This is a genomic window from Natrialba sp. PRR66 (assembly GCF_034808065.1).
Classification (GTDB): Archaea; Halobacteriota; Halobacteria; order Halobacteriales; family Natrialbaceae; genus Natrialba; species Natrialba aegyptia.
The window spans coordinates 32,491-52,950 of record NZ_JAXHGN010000009.1 but is presented as its reverse complement, the minus strand read 5'-3'; the positions used below and the strand labels follow the sequence as shown (position 1 = coordinate 52,950).

14 protein-coding genes and 1 pseudogene are annotated in these 20,460 nt (G+C 52.9%); 12 read left to right on the top strand and 3 right to left on the bottom strand.

The features are described 5' to 3' along the window. Positions 1-145: 145 nt before the first annotated feature. The 3 genes and pseudogenes from SM755_RS23060 to SM755_RS23050 form a co-directional block, all read left to right on the top strand. On the top strand, positions 146-1,354 hold the full coding sequence (locus SM755_RS23060) for a hypothetical protein (protein WP_323174756.1): 1,209 nt from the start codon (positions 146-148) through the stop codon (positions 1,352-1,354). Next, positions 1,351-4,314 (top strand): AAA family ATPase, encoded by a 2,964-nt coding sequence (locus SM755_RS23055; RefSeq protein WP_323174755.1) that lies wholly within the window; start codon positions 1,351-1,353, stop codon positions 4,312-4,314. Before SM755_RS23060 ends, SM755_RS23055 begins: the two co-directional genes overlap by 4 nt. Before the next feature lie 186 nt (positions 4,315-4,500). Next, a pseudogene (locus SM755_RS23050) lies at positions 4,501-6,438 on the top strand (PD-(D/E)XK nuclease family protein); the annotation flags it as partial. A 9-nt stretch (positions 6,439-6,447) separates the two neighbouring features. On the opposite strand, the gene SM755_RS23045 reads toward SM755_RS23050, so the two are convergent. Continuing rightward, positions 6,448-7,884: an IS66 family transposase gene (locus tag SM755_RS23045; protein WP_323174754.1), complete on the bottom strand. Its 1,437-nt coding sequence runs from the start codon at positions 7,882-7,884 to the stop codon at positions 6,448-6,450. 244 nt (positions 7,885-8,128) lie between these two features. Then, positions 8,129-9,487 (bottom strand): cytochrome P450, encoded by a 1,359-nt coding sequence (locus tag SM755_RS23040; RefSeq protein WP_323174753.1) that lies wholly within the window; start codon positions 9,485-9,487, stop codon positions 8,129-8,131. 201 nt (positions 9,488-9,688) lie between these two features. Between SM755_RS23040 and SM755_RS23035 the strand changes: the two genes are divergently transcribed. The 4 genes from SM755_RS23035 to SM755_RS23020 all read left to right on the top strand — a co-directional run bounded on the left by SM755_RS23035 (position 9,689) and on the right by SM755_RS23020 (position 14,975). Further along, positions 9,689-10,771 (top strand): ArsR family transcriptional regulator, encoded by a 1,083-nt coding sequence (locus SM755_RS23035; protein ID WP_323174752.1) that lies wholly within the window; start codon positions 9,689-9,691, stop codon positions 10,769-10,771. Between the two features lie 262 nt (positions 10,772-11,033). Next, positions 11,034-11,522 (top strand): TrkA C-terminal domain-containing protein, encoded by a 489-nt coding sequence (locus SM755_RS23030; protein WP_323174751.1) that lies wholly within the window; start codon positions 11,034-11,036, stop codon positions 11,520-11,522. Between the two features lie 32 nt (positions 11,523-11,554). Continuing rightward, positions 11,555-13,297 carry a cation:proton antiporter gene (locus SM755_RS23025; RefSeq protein WP_323174750.1) on the top strand — a complete coding sequence of 581 codons (1,743 nt, stop codon included), beginning with the start codon at positions 11,555-11,557 and terminating at the stop codon, positions 13,295-13,297. After that, positions 13,272-14,975, top strand: coding sequence for a cation:proton antiporter (locus SM755_RS23020; RefSeq protein ID WP_323174749.1), 1,704 nt, complete (start codon positions 13,272-13,274; stop codon positions 14,973-14,975). The genes SM755_RS23025 and SM755_RS23020 overlap by 26 nt, the downstream gene beginning before the upstream one ends. A 176-nt stretch (positions 14,976-15,151) precedes the next feature. Here the strand turns inward: SM755_RS23020 and SM755_RS23015 are convergent, their stop codons facing one another. Further along, on the bottom strand, positions 15,152-15,376 hold the full coding sequence (locus tag SM755_RS23015; protein ID WP_323174748.1) for a hypothetical protein: 225 nt from the start codon (positions 15,374-15,376) through the stop codon (positions 15,152-15,154). A gap of 480 nt (positions 15,377-15,856) precedes the next feature. Here SM755_RS23015 and SM755_RS23010 point away from each other — a divergent pair, with 480 nt between their 5' ends. The 5 genes from SM755_RS23010 (at position 15,857) to SM755_RS22990 (ending at position 20,459) form a co-directional block, all read left to right on the top strand. Next, on the top strand, positions 15,857-16,138 hold the full coding sequence (locus SM755_RS23010; protein WP_323174747.1) for a hypothetical protein: 282 nt from the start codon (positions 15,857-15,859) through the stop codon (positions 16,136-16,138). Beyond that, positions 16,131-16,616, top strand: a complete 486-nt coding sequence (locus tag SM755_RS23005) for a pilin (RefSeq protein ID WP_323174746.1) — start codon at positions 16,131-16,133, stop codon at positions 16,614-16,616. The genes SM755_RS23010 and SM755_RS23005 overlap by 8 nt, the downstream gene beginning before the upstream one ends. A gap of 214 nt (positions 16,617-16,830) precedes the next feature. Further along, positions 16,831-18,393 carry a hypothetical protein gene (locus SM755_RS23000; RefSeq protein ID WP_323174745.1) on the top strand — a complete coding sequence of 521 codons (1,563 nt, stop codon included), beginning with the start codon at positions 16,831-16,833 and terminating at the stop codon, positions 18,391-18,393. 173 nt (positions 18,394-18,566) lie between these two features. Next, positions 18,567-19,250 (top strand): hypothetical protein, encoded by a 684-nt coding sequence (locus SM755_RS22995; RefSeq protein WP_323174744.1) that lies wholly within the window; start codon positions 18,567-18,569, stop codon positions 19,248-19,250. Then, positions 19,251-20,459, top strand: a complete 1,209-nt coding sequence (locus SM755_RS22990) for a hypothetical protein (RefSeq protein ID WP_323174743.1) — start codon at positions 19,251-19,253, stop codon at positions 20,457-20,459. The last annotated feature ends 1 nt before the right edge of the window (position 20,460 follow it).

Here is a 20,460-nt window from a genome sequence, read left to right as displayed (position 1 = left end):
TGTTTCACGCTTTGAGGAACTGATTCTGAGATTGCGGCCCGATTCCGTCAGTGGGTTCTTTGCTACGGCAAGAAAACACCTGCAACGAATGTCCGTTCCGTGCATTCAGCGGCTACCTAGCCGACATCAGTTTAAGAACAAGCACATGAGCAGCCGTGCGAATGATGTCGAGCTAAAGAGGCTCTGTGAGGGCACAAAGATCTGGGGCTTCCGCTTTTTGCGCGGTGCTGCCGTTGTTCCGTGGACATGCTCTGATGTAATGCAGAGGGAACTCAAAAATGAGGTTCTTACATTCTGCCAAGACGGTCCCTCGTATTCTGTCCATGTCCAATGCAACCCCGATCCATTCAACAAATCGTGGGTCAACTATCGAAAGGAACTCTTTGAGACCGAAGCTCAGGTGTCGTGTATCGTCGCAAACTGGGGGAGTGTGCCACCGATCGGCCCCTTTGGCTATTCCGGGATCTACACTACAACAGATGATTCAACTACGCTAGAGTCAGAGTACAACGACTCATACGAGCGAGGAGGGTTGGTAGCGACCCAGCCGGACATCGGGTGTGAGTATCTCTGCCTCATCCCGGATGACATCGTAAGTACAGTCATATTCCGACGAAAAACAAACCACGGAACGCCCAGTGGGTCGGCGATGATGGCTGATCTCAAAGTCTCAACGACAGCTGTCTTCGATACAGCTACAGATGAGTACCAACACAAAAATCCGGTCTATCCGGCGCCTGAACCGGATCCCTGCAAAGAGTGGCGAGAGCAGCTTAACACGACCCCACTAAACCGAGAGCTGTTGACCGCACTCCTTCGCGCAGAAATCGAAGCGGGCAGTCTTCCAGAACAATTTCCCACCAACCAGAAAGTTTCTTGGGAATCTGTTGAATCCCTCAACGGCGAGATGTCTGAAGAATTAGGACATCTCCTGGAGAATCACCCACGCCGACGTGGTGTCGGTGAGATAACACCGAGCACGAGAGATGCGCCTGAAACAATTGCCGAACGGCTAATGGAAGCACTCTCATTTGCAGAGGATGAAGCCGATATTGTCCTCAAGAACGCCTTCGACCGAACCGACGTTCCGGTCAACGCAGAATATCGGGTTGAACAGGTTCCCATCTGTTTGACGACGCTTCCCAACTCAACACCTAACAGTGAGATCGACCGAGCCCGCTGGTTCGTAGAGTGGTTGCGAGTAGACGGAGTCAACTTCAAACCAGTTGCGCTGACTTCTAATTTCAGCTCCAGTAAAGTCAAGACATTGGCCGGATATGAGGACGTCTCTAATATGGTTCGTAATCCAGAGCGAGTCGATGCAACCGATGGATTGGAGGAGATCACGCTATGAACGGATACAATCGCCTTGAACGGTTATACGATGAAGAACACGTAGAACAGGTAGAGGGTTCGGACGAACTTTACAAAATCACACATCCTCGAAGAGGGTACGATGACGAGACAATCCTTGTTCGGTTTATACAACCAGATGATGACTTGGACGAGCTCGAAACGGAAGACAACCGTCAGCTCGAGGTTCTGTTCTATGATAATGAAATTCCGAACCAGTGGAATATCCAGCTCTTCTGGGCATATCCCGAAGAGATGGATATAGACGAATCAAGGCGTACAACGTTCGAGTCTAACACGCGATTTGCGATACGACGTTTTGTCGCTATCGACTCGTTGGATGCGTTTCTGCAACCGCTCCAAACAGTCATTCGAGATCTCGAATCGATGGAAGTCGAGTTCAACCGGGGGGAACTTATCCAGGAGATTCTCGAAGCAGATCTGGGGCTTCTCTTTGAGACCGACTCAACCAACCGGGATGAGCGGCTTGAAAAACTACGCAAAGGAAGTGATTTGGAGGCTGGACCCACGAAACCGAATTTGCCGAAGGGACCTGGGGGAATCATTGACTCAGTAGAATTGGGGCCAGACTTCCGCCGGCCAGCTAGCAAGAGAACGCTGGATGCAAAGCCGTTCACACTTCTCTACGGACGGAATGGGAGTGGCAAGACTAGTCTTCTTGATGCGGCCACGCTTGGAATGGTTGGGCAAGTCCGAGGTGAGACTACTCAGCGGAGCTGGAAATATCGTGACTTGAATGTGACCCTCACAGGCAACGGAGACGGACCGGTCCGGCTTTCGAATGACACGTCCGACGTGGCTGATCGGATCAGCGCTTGGTACGGCTTTCGACCAGAGGGTAAGGCAACACGTCACACCGAGTTCTATCATGTAAATTACCACGAGGCAGGGTCGACTACGCGACTCGCAGAACTCGATACGGACCTAGATATTGAACAAACAATCCGGCGTTCGTTGTACGGTGAGCAGTTGTCGAAGGCCCGTAGTGAAAAAAGAGAGTTGGTAAAAGAAGCCGGTAGCCGGATTGAACAGGAAGAAAAGCGGATTGCGGAGTTGACTGCCGAAATCAGAGAACTGGAGAATAAGGCTGATCGAGCAGAGAACTTGTTTTCTACTGCGCGGACAGCTCGCGAAGAACTATCGCCAGGGATGAGAGAACTCATTCCGAATCCTCCGTCGCGCCGCCATGACGACGAAGGAAGTGGGGACTCCAACGAAGAGTGGGTCGATACCTGGACAACCTGGGGTGAACGAGTTGCTAGACTTGACGAGAGCCTTAAGAGTGCGGGCCTGAGCAGCGATGAGCCAAAGACGCCTGAAACGTTAGCATCCGAGCTGGCCACCGAGAGAAACCGAACAGAAACAGCGATTGACAAGCTTGAGGATATTGAAGAGTGGCAAAATAGACAGAAGCAGCTAAGGGAACTTCAAAAAGAACTTAATAGTACACGCTGGGGAGAAGCACCGCCAACTGTCACATTCGTTGCAACCATCCTCTCAACTGAAGAATTCGAGATTTCAGATCTCCGCGCCATAGAGAAGGCACTCTCTGATGAAGGTCCTGAGTCAGAGGAGTCGCTCGAAAAATGGCGAACACGGGTAACGGCTGTTCTCAAGGAGGAGCTCGAAAGACTCTCTGACAAGAGAGAGGCGATTCGAGAGATTTCTGACCTCCAGGAGAGGCGTGAGGAGCTCTTAGACGAGATCCGCTCACAGACCGAGGAGTATCTTGATATTACTGACGAGGTTGCACACTGTCCAGCCTGTTATGTCGAGCAAACAGAAGCGTCGATTCGAAATCGAGAGCAGCCAGAGGGTCTTCTTTCTTCGGAATCGGGAGTCCCCGATCAGTTACAAGCGGATATCGAACACATTGAAAATGCACTCGAAGTTCTGGACCGACCCACTTGGGAATTGGTAACTGACAAATTCGAGACCCAATTTGGTGATTTTTGTCGTGCTGAAGACTTCTGGGGAGTGTTTGAACGAACAAGTTTTGAATCTCTACCAAGCGTGTCCGACGCTCACGTCATCAGGTTTGGTGAGGCGATCCGACAAAACCCACTCTGGAATCTAAGCAGTGGAGAAGCTATTGAATTAGTGGGGCATAGACATCAGAAAGCGACCGAGAAGCTGGAGTCACTGGAGAAATCCGTCGAAGACTTCGCTAGACCGATTGATGACGTTCAGAAAGCCATTCAGCGACTAAAAGATCGGCGTATAAAGCTTGACGCTGGCATTCAAATCCTCGAGGATCACGCAATCGGAGAACACCAACAGAACGAGTTTCGTGTGGCGGCTGATCGAACAGTGCTGCACACCGCCAAGTCGGAGTTCCAAAGCGATGCGGTCGTAGTTGAGTCAGTCGCGCAGATCAACGAGCAAATCGAGAAAAAGCAAACTGATCTGGATCATCATCAACACAGGAAGGAAGGTTATGAAGACGGCATTGAGCGATTACAAACTGTCTTCGACAAAGCGGGAGGTGACGAGAATCTCACAGCATACGTCCGGGAACATATGTCGGCAATAACGACGCTGTTTCAGGCGTTCCAACGCCCGTATCAATTCAATGAGGTGCAACTCAATGACGACGACGAAGTTCGTGTGATTCGCCGGGGGCAGGATGACCAGAAGCCAGAGCCGATCACTGATATGAGTTCAGGCCAACGGGCTGCCTTAGCACTCGCAATCTTCGTGACGAACAATCTCACCCATGCACATGCGCCGCCAGTGATGCTGCTGGATGAGCCGTTCGCACATCTGGACGATATTAACACGATTTCATTCTTCAACTTGCTCATTGAGTTGGCAACACGCCGAGATGGTGAGCAAGACCGACAAGTGATCTTCGCGACTGCAAATGAGGACATTGCAGACCTGTTGGAGCGGAAGATTGGTGACTCGCCCAAATTTGACCGGACCCCCATCGAGGGATAGACTCCGGTATCGATTATCCTTGTCACCCTCTGGACAATGAGCCTGCGCACGTGTTTTGTACTCCCACTACCTCACCAGGGCCGATTTTGTGCATTTCTCAGAGGCTACGGTGTTTCTGTGTTGACTCTAGTTTGAGTCGGCTGTTCCGACGATACATTTTTGAAACTCACCTGAGTCCGATAGTCCGTGTCAATTACACGAGCGAAGTCTATCGATTCTCTCTACGAGGAATGCAAGGATTTCGACCTTGTGCTCGTGCCGGATGCGCCGATGGCGAGCGCCCTGAACCGGCGTCTTGACCAACCCCACTTCGGGCCGTTCGCGATCACACCACGGCGCCTGGCTGCCCGGCGCCAAGAACAGGCCGAGGATCGACTCGCATTTCTCGAAATCATCGAGACGACTGATCTCAACTGGAAGGAGGCGTCCTATGCGGTCGGGAACATCCTCCAGTGCTGGGAGTACCAGGGGACGGCTGACGCTATTCTGGACTACGAGCAGTTCGCGACGACGGCAACGCACACCGCTGTCGACTGCATAGCAGAGATGGACACGACGTCTAATCGTCTCACTGAGTACAGTATCGAAGCCGACACGTCGGTCGCTGTCGTCGGCTTCAAGCAATTTACCGAACTCGAACGCTCGATCCTTCCCCCAGACTACGAGACGGTCGACCCGTTCACCGAGGAGTCATTCGATCATCCCCCCTTCCGAATTCTCGACTCACCGGCCGCAATCGTCGACGCGGTCCTCGATACGGTCACACCGGAGAACGCCGACGACGTGGCTGTCGTCCTCGATGCAGCTAGTCAGTACTCCTCGCTGATTGAGTCGGCGTTGGAAGCTGCAGAGATTCCATACTACGGTGGTCCGGGGTTCAATGACGATGCCCGTCACCGCGCATTCCTACAGCTCCTTCGAAGTGCCCACGCTGGCCGGGATACGCGAGTAGGCGACGTTCGACCACTCCTGACCCAGCTCGGGATGCCCGTCGACATCGAGCACGACGAGAAGCGTCTCTACGACCTTGATCGCCCGGAAGTAGACTGGATCCTTGAGTTCCGTGATGAGATTCGTTCCCGCACATTCGAGGAGGCCATCGACGAATACGAAGCAGTCACGGACGCCTCTATCGACGCCTTCAGAGAGGAACTCGCGACGCTCGGCCTCCTCAACGACGCCGTCACCGAACCGGCAGTTGACCGTCTCGAGTTCTATCTACAGTCGTACGAAGTACCTGTGGATCGGGAGAACGAAGGTGTCCTATTGGCAGATGCAAAATCGGCTGCTCACGTCGACCGCGCCGTCGTGTTCTATCTCGCCCTTGACGAAGGTTGGACACATTCGTCGCCTCGCCGCCCGTGGGTCGACCGAGATCAGGAGTTCGAGCGGAACATCCGGCAGTTCCAACTCCTCCTGCAGAACGGCGTCGACCAGTACTACCTCGTGCAGGACACCGCCGGTGGAACGTCCGTCACCCCGTGCCTATACTTTGAGGAACTGTTCGACAAGGAGTTCGACCGATTCAGTGATTTGGACTCACTACAGCATTCACGAGCGTCTCGAACGACACAGGACGGATTCGAAAAAGAACCACTCGATGTCTCCCCCGAGGAAGTCACCGCACTCAGCCAGTCGAGCCTGAACTCCTACGTCAACTCACCCCGCGATTACTTCTTCAGCCGACTCGTCGACAACCCGGACAAGGATCACTTTAGGCAAGGGAACCTGTTCCACGACTTCGCGGAGTTCTATGTCTCGCATCCGGACGCCATCACGTCTGATACACTCGACGATGTAGCCGCAGCCATTCTCGACGAAGTCGACCCGTTCCTCCGGGGCGTCGACCGGGAAGTCCGACTCACCAAGTACCGTGTCGGTCTCCAGACCATCGTTGAATTCCTGAATGCAAACTCCCCTCACGGTGACGCCCTGGTGACGCCTGACGGTGGTCGAGAAGAGAACTTCTTCGCTGAGTATTACGACCGCCCCATCGATGCGTCGCACACCGAACGCTGGTTCGAGAACACTGATCTCGGGTTGAAGGGCAAGATCGACCTCGTTCACAGCCCGACCCGACTTCTTGACTACAAGAGTGGCTCAAAGAAGTCAGCATACTCGATTGGTACGTGTTTACCCCGAAGACGCAACAGCGGGTACAGCCTGAGCACGTGAAATCATCTCGTTGTTTCGAGCAATTCGCTTGAACTCGTCATAGGGATTGCGTCCCTGCTGGCGGCAGGTCGCCAGCAGGGACAAGATTGTCTCGTGGACGAACATACCACGGTCGTTCCGAAGCGTTCCAATGAGCTTCCGGAGAACCACCGGTTCACGAAGCGCGTTTTCGGCGGCGTTGTTCGTCGGAGAGACCGCTGGCTCACCGACGAAGGTGAGCCAGTGGTCGAGACCTCCTTCGATCTTCCCGAGTAGTGTTGCCACTGGTCCGTCGGGAACTGACCGCTCAATCAGCGACTCAAGCTCTCTTCGCGCCACACGCTGAAGTTCTGCTCGCTCACGTATCGTCAAGTCGCTCTCCAGTCGGGTCTGGAGAGCGACGTATAGCTGTCTGAGGGCGTGGCAGATCGCTTCGCCTTCTGCTTGCTTCTCGGCGGCGTCTTCAGCTTCTCGAAGGATGTGCGCCCAACACCGCTGGAGGTTGCTACTGAAGGCCGGATACGCCGTCCAGCCATCACAGATGACCGTTCCCGCGAAGTCCTCGCCGAGGACTTCCGCGGGAACATCACTTCCTCGACTCTCTCTGACTGCGTACAATGTGTGGTTCTTGGTGGTGAACGTCCAGATCCACGCCTGTTCGCCGTCGCGTTTGATTCCAGTCTCGTCAACGTGGACAACGTTGGCTTGCTGGATCTGGCGGCGGATTTGCTCGTACTCACAGCGACCGGCGCGCGCGGCGCGCTCGGTCGCGTGCCACGCAGACGCGCCTGACAGCTCCAGTCCGTGGAGTTGTTCGAAGCGGTCGCTGATCTTCCGGTAGGGAAGGCGGTGGTCGTACCGAGAGAGCGCCGCCTGTGCGATAACGTTCACCCCGAACTGCCCCGATGAGGGGCAGTCGGGGTGTGAGGCGACAGTCTCAGTTCCACAGAAGTGGCACTCGTAGTAGTGGCGGTTATACTGAGTGACTTCCGGTGGCTGTGGATCGGGGAGTTCCTCGACGAGTCGGGGGCTGACGCCCGCCGACTCGTCGAACGTTTCACCACACTCTGGACAGCAGTCACAGGTGACCTCGATTTCTCGATCTGGGTCAGGAGGGTCGCGCCATTCCGGGTCGTGTCCGGACTTTCGGCCGGGCGTGCCACCGTCAGTACGTGGCTGTTCGTCGTCCTCGTCCCCGCCGGACGAGGACGACTCCTCTTGCTCTGATTGGTCCTTGCTCGGCGGAGTATGCGGGCCCTCGTACCATCGGACCTTGGCTCTGAGTTGCTTGTTCTCTTTACGGAGTTGCTGATTCTCTTGCTTGAACTCTTCTTTCTCCTGCTCAAGTTCATCAACGCGATTTTCGAGAGCAGTGATCCGCTCAAGCAGTTGCTCCACCTTCTCGTCAGTGACCATCACAACTCTCCTCGGCCAGTGCAGACGATACGGGACGGTCTCCGGCAGGGAGACCGTCCCTCGGGGAACACGCTGTCGTCTGCATTGCTCTACTGCGAGGTCAAGGGCAACTTATGAGAGAGTGGCGAAATCGTTCTGGGGGTAAACACGTACCGGCACTCTATTGAATAGAGCTAATTTTTCCACCTGGTCTGAACAGCTATTCTTAGTAGTGTTGTGAGTGGAGAGCTACAGCTGTGTTTGTCTACCGTTGCCGAAGCCGCATCGGCAGACCATTTTTTGTCTGTGTGGTGATCTCCGGTTCGATCGTGATCGTCGGATCTTCGCCAGCCCACTCGAGAGTCCACTGTTGGCCGATCGTCGCCAGCACTAATGTCGCCTCGAGGCGAGCAAACTCTCGACCAATACACGTCCGGCGACCACCACCAAATGGAATGAACGCATGGTCCGGGAGTTCCTCTTCGAACTCCTCTGTCCATCGGTCAGGTCGGAATGACAGGGGATCATCGTAGAACCGCTCATCACGATGTACCGAGATAATAGACAGATGAACTTCCTCGTTGGCTGGGATCTGGTACTCACCAACTTGGATGTCTCGAGTTGCTTTCCGAGGGATCGTATGGATTGGTGGATATAGTCGGAGTGTTTCGGTGACGATCCGATTTGTGAGATCGAGGTCTGCAATATCCGCCTGTGTCGGTGGTTCCCCATCCAGAACGGTGTCGAGTTCGTCGTGGAACGCCTGCCGGATATCGGGATTCGTCGCGAGCGAGTACCAGGCGAATCCGAGTGCCGCAGCGGTCGTCTCGTAGCCAGCAAAGATCATCGTGAGCATCTGGTCTTCGACTTCCTCCGTGCTGAGCTGGTCTTGACCACTTGCCTCACGAGCCTTGTGGAGCTTAGATAAGAGTGTCTCATGCTGGAGGGCGTTTGGCTGTGAGCTTCCCTCACTTTTCGAATCTACATCGTACTCCGCAAGCAGTTGGCGAACTTCGGTTCGGAGACGCTCTACTGAGTTGCTGAATTCTCGCCGTGATGGTGTTGGAATCCAATTCGGTAAGAGCCAGGATGTCGGTGCGAACCATTTATTGAGTCCATCCGATGCAGCCCGGAGATCGTTACCCTCGCCTGGTGGCAATTCACGTCCGAAGAGCGTTGCGAAGAGAATCTCTAGTGTGAGATCCTGCATTTCCGATTCAATATTTCGGGTTTCGCCCGCCTCCCAGGTAGCAAGTCGTCGTTGCGTGGCATTGACCATATACTCACCATATCCCTCAATTCGCTCCCGATGAAACAGTGGTTGGAGGATTCCTCGCTGGCGGCTCCACTGATCTCCCTCTGTTGAGAGCAATCCATTGCCGAACACCCGTTGAAAGTCATCGGTCTTCCCGAACGCGTCGATATCAGTCACTAATGCCTGTCTGAAAAACTCGGGATGTGCTAGGACGTAGACGTTTACGCTTGGAAGTTCCATTCGATAGAGATCTCCACACTCGTTCGTTGCGCGGTCAACGAACTCAAACGGACTTCGAGCAAAATCGAGTGTGTGCCCAATCACTGGATGCCCCGAGGGTGCAGGAGGGAGACGAGCGTTCGGAGTCATAGTAATTCATCCATACAGAGCACAAATAAATCCACTGCAGATCTACGTTCAAATGTTAGCTATATGTGTTTATAAAATGAATTCTTCTAGGCCACCTCGTTTTTCTCTGATGATCAATAAAATTGAATAACTATTATGCTAAAGAGACGAGTAGAAAAATCCATCATAGAGGTCACGACTGTGACAGTGAATATACGCCGAGTGAAGAACCCTCTCACAGACGAAAAGCTCTGTGTTCGTAGCGTTATCAATGAAACAGTCGACTCGGCGCGTCTCGATGTCTTACGAGCCCTGAGCGAACTCTCAAGTCCCATAGCACAGATCAATATTGCACAACAGGCCGATATTTCCCGGCAAGCTGTCTCGAATCATCTTGCAGTGCTTCGAGATCGCGGATTCGTCAATAGCCATAATGCGGGGATTGAGCCGACCGCTGGAGGACTGTTGCTGCTTGACGTTATCGAGAGCTGTCTTCAAACGGTCTCAGTCGAGGAGCTATCATTCCTGACTCGCTCCGAACATCCATTCGGCATTTTACAGGAGCTCGAGCGACAACCATATCGGCCAAGTGAGCTACAATCGGCAGTAAGTAGTTCCCCCTCACGGCCTACAATCGGGCGTACCCTCAAGGGTTTCGTGAAGTATGGCTGGAGTCTGGATGACGGGGGACCACACCGGATCACGTCAGCTGGAAGTCACGCTTTGAATGCCTATGTCGATCTAATAACATCGGTTGAGCAGCTCATAGCAAAAGCGCCTTGGCTACAGCGCCTCCCGCCAGAAGATGCAACCTTCCCCATTCAAGAGTTGGCCGATGCTGAGTTGATCATCTCCAACCCCACTCACCCCTCATCAGTGCTTTGGACAGCTCTCAAGCTCTATGACCGAAAAACGAGTCGCTTTCGGGGATTCTGCTCTATTTTCAATCCAATCCTGTTTCACGCCTATCGAGGGCTGCTCGAACTCGGCATTGAATCCGAGGCTATTCTTGATTTGCCGACCTACGTCGAAGCCGCCGAAAATCCACAAACCCAGTATGTGGTCAGCAGTTCGGGGTATAGCAACTACCGGCCGCTAGTCCTTGATGATGCGCATACGCTCGGTATTGGGATCTACGATTCTCGGAAGGTCGCTATTGCAGCGTACAATGAATCCGGTAGTGGAAAGCATATCGCGATGATCGTCAGTTCTAATGAACAGCTCGTTGAATGGGGGATCAATCTGTACGACTCGTATCGTGAACGAGCTCAACCTGCTTCTGAGCTAGAACCAATAAGATCATAGAAGCCTTCAAACGCTTCTTTTATCGACAATCCAAACTGCGTATAGAGTTCCCTGTCTATGTTGAAACCCCATTCTGCAGATGTATTTTTGCCTGAAACAGCCGTTACGTAGATGTGCCAACCTAACATGGTTTCTTCTATCAGCTATGAGTGACAGCGCTGACCACTCGAACAGCGGTGAGAATGATTCCAACACTATCTATTAGTTATTTGATTGAATGGTTTTTCACCACCATTATGTACTTGGGCGTGGAAGTGGAAATATGGAAATTTATGAGGGTGATCTCCGCGGTATTGGGAGAAAATTCGAGATTAAGTTGGATGAGAGTGAGATTTACGTTATTATCATCCATAATAATGGGCGGAGAGAGGTCTACCGAAAAGATTCCCCTGATACTGATGGAGAAAAAATCATGGACCTTTCAGATCATGAAGCCAGAGTCATGGGAACGATTCTCGAAGGAGCGTACTTCCAGCCTATCCGTACAGACTCAACTGAGGCTCAGCTAAGTGAGGATATCATAATAGAATGGTGGACACTCACCAATGAGAGTCCCATTTTAGGGCAAACGCTCGGAGAAGCAGAACTTCGCTCACGAACAGGCGTTACTATCAGCGCAATCATTAGAGGTGACGACGTAATCTCGAATCCTGATCCGAACACTACGTTTCATGCTGGAGATAAACTCGTAGCCATCGGTTCATCTGACGAACAAGATTCGCTTGAACAGTTGCTCTACAGCACGAATTGATCGGAAATATTGATTACTCTCCCAGACACCTAATGGTTACTGAGATCGCTTTTGCAGCAGACTTCGCAATCATCATCGTAGTTGCAACCATCGTTGGTTTCATCGCCCGACAGACCGGGCAACCAACGATCATCGCTTATATCCTGACTGGCCTGATTCTCGGGCCAGTCTTCCTTGACTTGGTCACCGAGGAGGGACTCGTTGAACTGATGGCTGAGCTCGGTTTGGGATTTCTCTTGTTCCTACTTGGCATCAAAATGCGGTTTGATGATGTCAGAGACATCCTCCGTCCAATCGTCAATATTGCGGTCTGGCAGACAGTTCTCCAAACCGCTCTCGCATTTGCCGTCGCCTATCTCCTCGGGTTCGGACTTGTTGAGACCATCATTATCGCTCTTGCGACGGTCTTCGGGGCCACGCCGATCATCGTGAAGATCCTGTCCGATAAAGATGAGATCACGGAACTCCCCGGGAAAATCGACGTTGGTGTCCTCATTGTGCAAGACATCTACCTTGTAATTGTCCTTGCACTTCTGAGCGCCGAATCACTCGGCAATCCCACTGAGATCGCAACAACAATTGTGACGATCCTGTTCATGATGTCGTTCATTGCCATCTTCTCGATCGCTTCGTCCCGCTATATCCTCCCGCAGCTGTTCCGACGGATTGCAGACAACAAAGACATCTTCTTCATTATTGGGATCGCATGGGCGTTCTTCTTCATCGCTATCTCAGAGCAGTTCAATCTCTCACTCGAAGTCGGTGCGTTCCTCGCTGGGATCAGTCTCGCTCAACTTCCGTACAGCAAGGAACTCGAAGAGCGGGTCAGTCCTGTCACGGATTTCTTCATCCTCGTGTTCTTCGCCAGTATTGGGCTTCGTCTCGCTGCTGACGATCTCCTTACGTACTGGGTGGAAGCAGTTATCGCCTCTCTCGTTCTGATGATTGGAAACTTCTGGATCATGTTCTACTTGATTGACCGAGAGAACTTCAGCGTCGAAACCTCGTTTCTCGGATCGATTAATATGATCCAGGTGAGCGAGTTCTCACTTGTTGTTGGCGCAATTGGTGTCGCTCAAGGGTTTATCGATACCGCCATTCTCGGCTATCTCAGTCTCATGGCGATTCTCACGATGAGCATCTCGACATATATCATCAACTACAACAAGCAAATCTACCAGCGAGCTGAGCCGTGGTTTAGCCGGTTTGACAGCGAAGAAAAAGGTGACGTAGACCTCGAAGAATATCGAGATCACGCAGTCGTGATCGGATACGACAAAATCACCGAACGTGCATTACCAACGCTAAAAGAACAGTTCGGACAGGTCGTACTCATCGACAGGAAGACCGCTCACGTTGAAGAACTCAAGGACCACAGTGAGTACGACGTCATCTATGGTGATTTCAAACACGGTGAAATTCGCAAAGCTGCTCAGCTCAAACAGGCGGCGTTCGTATTGAGTTCTACCGTACAACCAGAGATCAATGAGCGACTTCTTAGCGAGGTTAGTTCGGACACCACTGTATTTGTTGAGGCAGAGTACATCGAAGACGCACGCCGACTGTACGAGGCGGGCGCGGATTACGTCATTATGAGCACTCACATGATGGCAGATCAAATGATCGAATATTTAGATCAGTATTTCGACGATCAACAGGACCTCGTTCGGGCTATCAGGGACGACGTTCGGCAAATCAATCAGGAAGCGGTCGAACGCCCGTCTGAGACGTCATTTGACGCAGACGCTGATGTCCGAGGTGATGTGGATGGTTGATTTACTGACCACACTTGCCGTTATTTTCATCACGGCGGGGGTTTTCCTCATTATCGCTAATCAGTTCTCGCTGTCTCCTGTTCCGTTCTTCATCCTCGCGGGAATCCTCACTGGAACAGTAATAGACGAGGCGTCATTGCTTGAACTCGCTCAATGGGGAATCGCCTTCCTCGTCTTCGTGTTCGGTGTAGGGGTACGACTTGATACAGTACAAACTGTTTTCCGAGACAGTGAAGTGACATCTGCCGTCCAACTCAGCGTGATGGGTGCGTTTGGGTTCTTGTGCGCCACTCTCTTGGGCTTTGACACGCTCAATGCGGTGTATTTCGCAATTGCTGCTGCACTCAGCTCGACGATTGTCGGCGCTGGTCTTCTCCAATCAGAGATCCGGAATAACCTTGTTTATGGGCGGCTCGCCCAGTCGATGCATCTCGTCCAGGATATCCTTGCGATCATATTTATTCTGGTGTTGAGCGTTGGTGTCTTTTCCAGCGATGCTATCGCGGCGAACCTCGGTTACGGCGTCATATTACTCGTCGGAGCGGTCATTATCCAGCGGCACATCTTTGGTCAACTGTCTCGCTTCGCAGGGAACTCTCAGGAACTCATGTTGATGGCCAGTATTTCTATCCTCATCTGTTTCCTCGCTGCCGCAGAATACGTCGGGATCTCCAGTGTCATCGGCGCATTCGCAGCTGGACTTGCGATCAAAGCTGATTTCACCGAGAATCCAGATATGCTGAACGGGATCGAATCGATCAAGGACTTTTTCGTTGCGATCTTTTTCGTAACGCTCGGAGCCTTAGTCTCGACTCCCTCGTTACCTGTAGTGAGCACTGCCTTCGTGCTGGTCGTTCTTACAGCGGTCCTTAAACCCGCAGTCACACTCCTCACGTTACTCTGGGAAGGGTACGATACTCGAACGGCTTCCTTGACGAGTTTTGGCCTTGATCAGGTAAGCGAATTCACGCTCATCATCGCTATTCAGGCACTAATTGTTGGGCGAATCACGCCGACATTATTCGATGCAATAATTCTGGCTGCGGCTGCGACAATGATTACATCGGCATACACACGTCGCCATGACGAACAATTGTATCAGTCGCTACTCAGTGGCATTCTTGGTGGGTCGCAGTCAAACAAAATTGATTCCCAAAGCCACGTTGACAAAACGGTTCGAGAGCACGTGATCATTGTTGGGTTCGGACGCCAAGGCCGTCGTATTGTAAACTACTGCGAAACTCACGGGCATCCTTATGTTGTTATTGAGAATGATCCAACACTACTTGGTGAGCTAGAATCGCAGTGCGAAAACTACGTATTCAGTGATGCGATGCACCAGTACACGTGGGAGAAAGCCCGTATACAAGAAGCGAGGCTGGTTATTTCGACGATTGATCAGGGACGCGTTTCGAGTCGAATTCTCGATCGTAGTGATAGTGCCGATGTGATTCTTCGATCCTCAGACCTCTCGGAAGCAAAGTCACTTCTCGAGAAAGGCGCGCTCTACGTTACTGTCCCCGATCTCCTCGCATCAGGACAGCTAAATGAGCATGTGTTTCAAGTCATTACTGGCTCAACGGACCGAGAGCGCTTACGACAAGAACATCTCTCCGAACTGGAGACCCTGGAGGACCTTGGATTCGATTCAGTAATGAAGAGATCAAATACTGTCTGAAAAGCCGCTCACTGGTAAGAGTCAGTATATGGATTATACTGCTGACCGCATTGTTCACAGTAATAGTGAGAAATTCGCCAGCCACCGCCGGTGGTGAACATCGGTTGGAATGAGTTTCGAGCATTGCACTGCGGGCATTGAACTGGCTGTTTAAACATAAGGAACTGCGTTAGTAGTTATTTATCGGATATCGAATATCCATGTTCAGAAAGCGTGGCACGAATCTGATTTTCATACTTAGAAGGTATCTCTTCGCGTGGGGTTACTACTTTGCTCTCTAATTCAAGCATCTCAAATTCGATTGTTTCGGCTGCAATGTCTCCTCGTTCGTCCACTCCAATGATTTCGACGAGTAATCCCGGTCCAAATTGGTGCAAAGTAGTAGATGTTATCTCTTCCATGGTTGGATTCCTACGACCACGGAGTTAAACCCTCTAAAGGAGCGCTAGGTGAGCGTTCACTGATTCTTCAAATCCTTCTCCTGAGCGGCTACACAACACGGCTACCGAAAACATGTTAGGGCTATATGATTTCAACAGTACCAGTTCTCTTTAATCAAATAACGTTATGTATTACACACATATTGACGTGTGAACGCCAGTGAAAATATGCCCCTTCTTCGAGAGCTATCGCTTGGTGAGAACCAGTGGCAGAACCCTCAACAAAGAGAATTTATGCCCGGATTGCTCGAGAAATACCCTCGCTCCCCTTCACTCGAATTGCTGACGGCAGCGATGAACACCTTCGAATCAGCGTCCGAGTCATAGCGAAGCTGTTTCCTCAAAACCCTAAGCGGAACGATCACTCTATGATCGGGGTTCCACACGCTGAGGCTCTTCTCTCAAGTGTCCGCAGTCGGCGATTGATGGGTGAGTAGGAGAATGGGAAAGCGAACTACCACTACGACGATATCGGTCATGCCTGCCGACGCCCTGTTCCTCAGCTGGGCGACCGGTATCAATGCATCTGGATTATTCCGCGAAGCACTCGCCGAACAGATGACGTATCGTGACATCGAGCGCGACAGACTCGTTGCACTCGTCGAGGAAGCGCTCAGCGACGAAGAACGTGACCTCGACGAGCTGATCAACCAAACTTCGTGCCTCGAGGATCTCGAAGACAGCCTCGACACATCCAGGATCGACTCAGTTTCCCATGAGTAATCGTTCACCGCCCAAGGCGACCGAACCGTCCGATGAACACCTCGATATCTACGAGAAGACCACTGAGTCTCGTAAAACGAAACTACGAGTACAGCCGCCTATTGCCCGTGTTCCACCACAGATTTTCTCGCTCGCGATCGGCCTCACAGTGTTACTTGTTGCAGTGAGTCCAGCTGCGGCACAAAGCAATGTTGGCGATGTGTACTGCGGCACCGGTGTCGAGACCGGTATTTCCATCGTCTTCGGTGCCATTGCTGGTCTTGGACTCCCTGCAACAGCCTTCTATCTCGTCCGATCCGGTCTCTCGTACATGCGTGCTGGTGGCAACCCCGAGAAAAAGAACAATGCGAAACAGCAGCTCGTGATGTCGGGTATTGGATTCGGAATTATCGTGCTTGCGCTCATCTCACCCGAGTTGATCGATAACATCGGCAGTCAGATGGGCTTCGGCTTCTCGGACTGCGTCAAGCCGTTCTAAATCCATGACCACCTCCCGCTCGATAGCCGTCGTCATTGTCCTTCTCCTCGCGAGTAGTGCACTGATCGGCCTGACAGAGGGAACCAATTCGTCCGATCAATCCAATCAGTCGGCCCCGAACTCGAGTGTAGCCATTCCCGATGACGGACCCGACTATGGCGTGAACGAGACCACGTTCCCACTGCTTTGGTCGGAAGGTATTGACGATGGAAACTTGTCGATCGACGATTTCGACGACGACAACGTCTCATCTCAAGAGGAGTTCGCTTCTGGACTCGCCCAATCGACTGATATCCTCTTCGAGGAGCCTCCAGAAGATGTTGAAGTCTGGAACAGCGGCGATTTTCAGGATTTCTCCCCTGGTGATGAGCGGACTTCGGTCTATCCAGAGAGTGCAGAACTCGAAGACGGGCTCTATATCCAGGATGCACACGTGAGCATCTTCGCGATACAGCCATCGACCGTACTGCATTCTGGGAATGAGTCAACGCACTACATCGCACCTGATGGCAAGGTACTCGTGCTCAGTGATTATCGGGTCCGGATTCCAGACAATGATGACAACGGATCGATCCGTGAAGAATGGTCGGTCGCCGAGACAGAGATTGACCGGGTCGAACTCTTCGCTGATGGCCAGACAATCGACTCCGGTGACGGCCACCAATCGACGCTCGAGTACAGCGAACTCTCTGGGGACCCGACGCTCACCGTAGAGGTCGATATCTCCGTTCAGCTTCGCCAGGAGGTACAGGTCTGTGACGATTACGACGCTGTCGCGGATATTTGCGAGGGGTCGTGGAACGAGACCGTCACGCACCACCCTGAATTAATGACGGTGACGGAATCACAGCAAACGACCGTCAATCAGCTCGATGACGGATCTGGACAGCAGATCGACTTCGAGGCTGACGACGATCGTGTCGGTGCTGCTGTTCATCCGGATACGGCCTGGTCGGCGATGGAGGTTGACGACAACGCTCGTGTTCGCGGGAACTGGTGGTTCTACTCCGCGGGGAAGACGGGCTGGCACACGATGGCCACAAGCACGGAAACGAACACCTCACGAGCGAATTCGTCCGTCCGACCTGCGCAAGTCCACGCTGTTCCCTATCAGGATCAGCCGGATGTGCCGAGTAGCGCGACAGATGATGCAGAGCCACCGCTCGTCATCGAGGAAGCATGGGGCTCCCAGCGGGACGGACCTGACCTTCCCGAGGCGATCGACATCACTCCCGCTGAGACCTATGTGAGTGCGACGTCAGTCGCCATGCACTCGGAGACACTCCCGGTGGATGTATTTGACGAGGTGACCGTCGACGGCGTCGTTCGCGGCCAGTCACATACGCTGTCGCTCTCTGAAGCGAGAACCGTACGCGAGACATCTCTCGAGTTGACAGTCCTCGAGGCGAACTCGACGCGAGCTGTTGTCCAAGCTGAGGTCACGGAGAATGCGACCGGCGATCCAGTCCCCACTGGAGAGGTTGAAATCGGCAATCAATCAGCTACCGTGAACGCCAGTGGAATGGCTGTTCTTGAGGTTGAAGCTCCGGCATTGCTTGTACAGGGACAGTACATCCCCGAAGAATGGTGGCATGCGGGCCAACTGTACTCTCCATCAGAGGATCGAGCGCAGACACCCGCGAACTTCCCCGAGTTTCAGGCGATCGTCCAGTTGGTCCTCGTGACGCTCCTCTGGTTCGTGCCAGTTACCGCGGCCGTGTACGGATTCGACTACTTGTCCGGGGGCGATTTCCTCGGACTCACAAATCAACAATGACAGAAGACACTCATACCCACGACAATCGTATCGCCCGCCGATCAGTTCTCACCAGCGTCGGACTCGGCACAGCCGCGCTTGCTGGTTGTCTAACGGGATCATCCTCAGATCCAGAGGACAACAGTACGGACGGCACTGATGTTGAGAATAGTGACGTCTTCACTGACGTCGAGATGGGCGAGGAAGACCTTGAGGTCGAGATCGCTGACGATGCTTCAGTCGAGTTTGTCAACCTCATCGATCCGGATGGAGAGCTGTATGATCAACAGCGCCTCGAAGGTGGCGAGACCCGGACATCGTTCGAAATTCTTGGACGGTATGATGATGCCTTCTCCTCTGGAGAATACGAGGTAGTCGCTCTCGACGAGGATGACGAGCAGCTCGAGACGACGACGGTTTCCCTCGAAGCAAACTGTACGATCACGGATGTGCTGTGGGCGGCAGAGAATCCCGACATGGACTGGGAGACGGACTCGTCTACGTGGGACGAATATGCGGCAGTCGTTATCGAGAACACAGGGACCATACCCTCGTTACTCACTGAACTCGAGTGGACGGGGGCTCCGGTTGCCCAGTTGCAATCTAAGGAGTCGCAATCATACTACCATGAGACGCGCTTACCGCCGGGAGAGACGACCGTCTACTCCGCAGGATCAGTGTATACAACTGAAGATGCAATTCAGTCACTCGACTGTGAAGAACTCGAAACGGAACCGATGACCGTAACTGCCGTCGTTCAGGTGGGCCCAGATCCGTCGTATACTCAGCAAATTGAGTACGGTGGAGACCAGTCATGTAAACTCACCATCATCGATGGTAGCTCAGACGAGTCGACATCCGATGGAGGCGCGAGTTGAATGGGATGGCTGAAAGAAGAAGTTGAAGACGCGATTGAGAGCGTCATCGAGAGCATTACCGAGGCGCTTCTCGAGCTTGTAAATGACATCTACGAGGCCCTGTTGGCACCGATTGTCGGCGTTCCAGCACCAGAATCGGACTCGCGATATATGGTCGTCGGTACTCCGGATAACGCGCCATGGGATAGTCTGTATCAGGACGTGTACCTGGCGTATATCATGCCATTGACGATCATGCTGTTGATCATCGCGTTTGCGTTCATCGGCCTTCGGACGAGTTCGATGAGTGAGTACCGACGAAAACGCCTCCTGCGACGCATGGGACTCGTATTTATGGGGACCTTCGTCTGGTTCCCACTGGTGTCGATACCGCTGCAGTTCGTCGACGCGATAGGAATGACGATCGCGCCGATCGACGATATGTCGGCAGGACTTGGCGGTCTCATTCAGTCCTCGCTCGGAGGAATGTTCGCAATTCTCGCGATGGTTGTCGTGACGAATTTCTTCTTGGTCGTTGCAGGATTTATTGTCGCCCTTCGTTGGATCGCGATTTGCGTTCTGACGCCGCTCATGCCGTTATTAGGCGTCTTATGGGCGATGGATGTCTGGCCGATTAGCCCAGCGGCGAACATGGCACGTCGAGCTGCCGGGATCTATCCGGGGCTCGTGCTTGCCGGGCTCCCGCCAGCGGTTCTCTTTCGCTTTGGGTGGGAAATCGGTGGGCTCGAAGCGTCCGTTGCGGGGCTCTTCGCGTTATTCCTCGGGCTGACGTTGATTCCCGCAGCGATTATCGCGATGCTCATGACGGTCTACTGGAGCAGTCCGGCGATGCGGACGCTCGCACAGAGAGGCGTCTATGCAACGAACCCAGCCGCGGCTAAATCGGCTGCGACGAAGGCCAAACGCGCCTCTGGAAAATCCGTTCTCGGTGCCCGAAACGTCCATCGCGGATACGCTGAGAACTCCTATGGAGCGATAACGAACAGCGGACAGACGACGCTCGGAAGCGGGAGTTCGAACGCATATAAGATCGGCAAGTCAGCCCGCTCGACGAAAAATCACGCTGGGCAGTACAACAACCTTCGGAAGTCGAAGACAGGCCGAATGCGCGATAAGGCCAAAGAAGATGCTCGACAGGTCAGCCGGAAGACGTCGTCTCGAGCGAAGCGCGGATTCAAAAACACGAAACGAAAGGTCTCACGGTGGTAAC

Bases quoted from the DNA above. Each gene is read 5' to 3' on its own strand.
- SM755_RS23060 (WP_323174756.1), top strand. From the start codon at position 146: ATGAGCAGCCGTGCGAATGATGTCGAGCTAAAGAGGCTCTGTGAGGGC.
- SM755_RS23055 (WP_323174755.1), top strand. From the start codon at position 1,351: ATGAACGGATACAATCGCCTTGAACGGTTATACGATGAAGAACACGTA.
- SM755_RS23045 (WP_323174754.1), bottom strand. From the start codon at position 7,884: ATGGTCACTGACGAGAAGGTGGAGCAACTGCTTGAGCGGATCACTGCT.
- SM755_RS23040 (WP_323174753.1), bottom strand. From the start codon at position 9,487: ATGACTCCGAACGCTCGTCTCCCTCCTGCACCCTCGGGGCATCCAGTG.
- SM755_RS23030 (WP_323174751.1), top strand. From the start codon at position 11,034: ATGGAAATTTATGAGGGTGATCTCCGCGGTATTGGGAGAAAATTCGAG.
- SM755_RS23025 (WP_323174750.1), top strand. From the start codon at position 11,555: ATGGTTACTGAGATCGCTTTTGCAGCAGACTTCGCAATCATCATCGTA.
- SM755_RS23020 (WP_323174749.1), top strand. From the start codon at position 13,272: ATGTCCGAGGTGATGTGGATGGTTGATTTACTGACCACACTTGCCGTT.
- SM755_RS23015 (WP_323174748.1), bottom strand. From the start codon at position 15,376: ATGGAAGAGATAACATCTACTACTTTGCACCAATTTGGACCGGGATTA.
- SM755_RS23010 (WP_323174747.1), top strand. From the start codon at position 15,857: ATGGGAAAGCGAACTACCACTACGACGATATCGGTCATGCCTGCCGAC.
- SM755_RS23005 (WP_323174746.1), top strand. From the start codon at position 16,131: ATGAGTAATCGTTCACCGCCCAAGGCGACCGAACCGTCCGATGAACAC.
- SM755_RS22995 (WP_323174744.1), top strand. From the start codon at position 18,567: ATGGGCGAGGAAGACCTTGAGGTCGAGATCGCTGACGATGCTTCAGTC.
- SM755_RS22990 (WP_323174743.1), top strand. From the start codon at position 19,251: ATGGGATGGCTGAAAGAAGAAGTTGAAGACGCGATTGAGAGCGTCATC.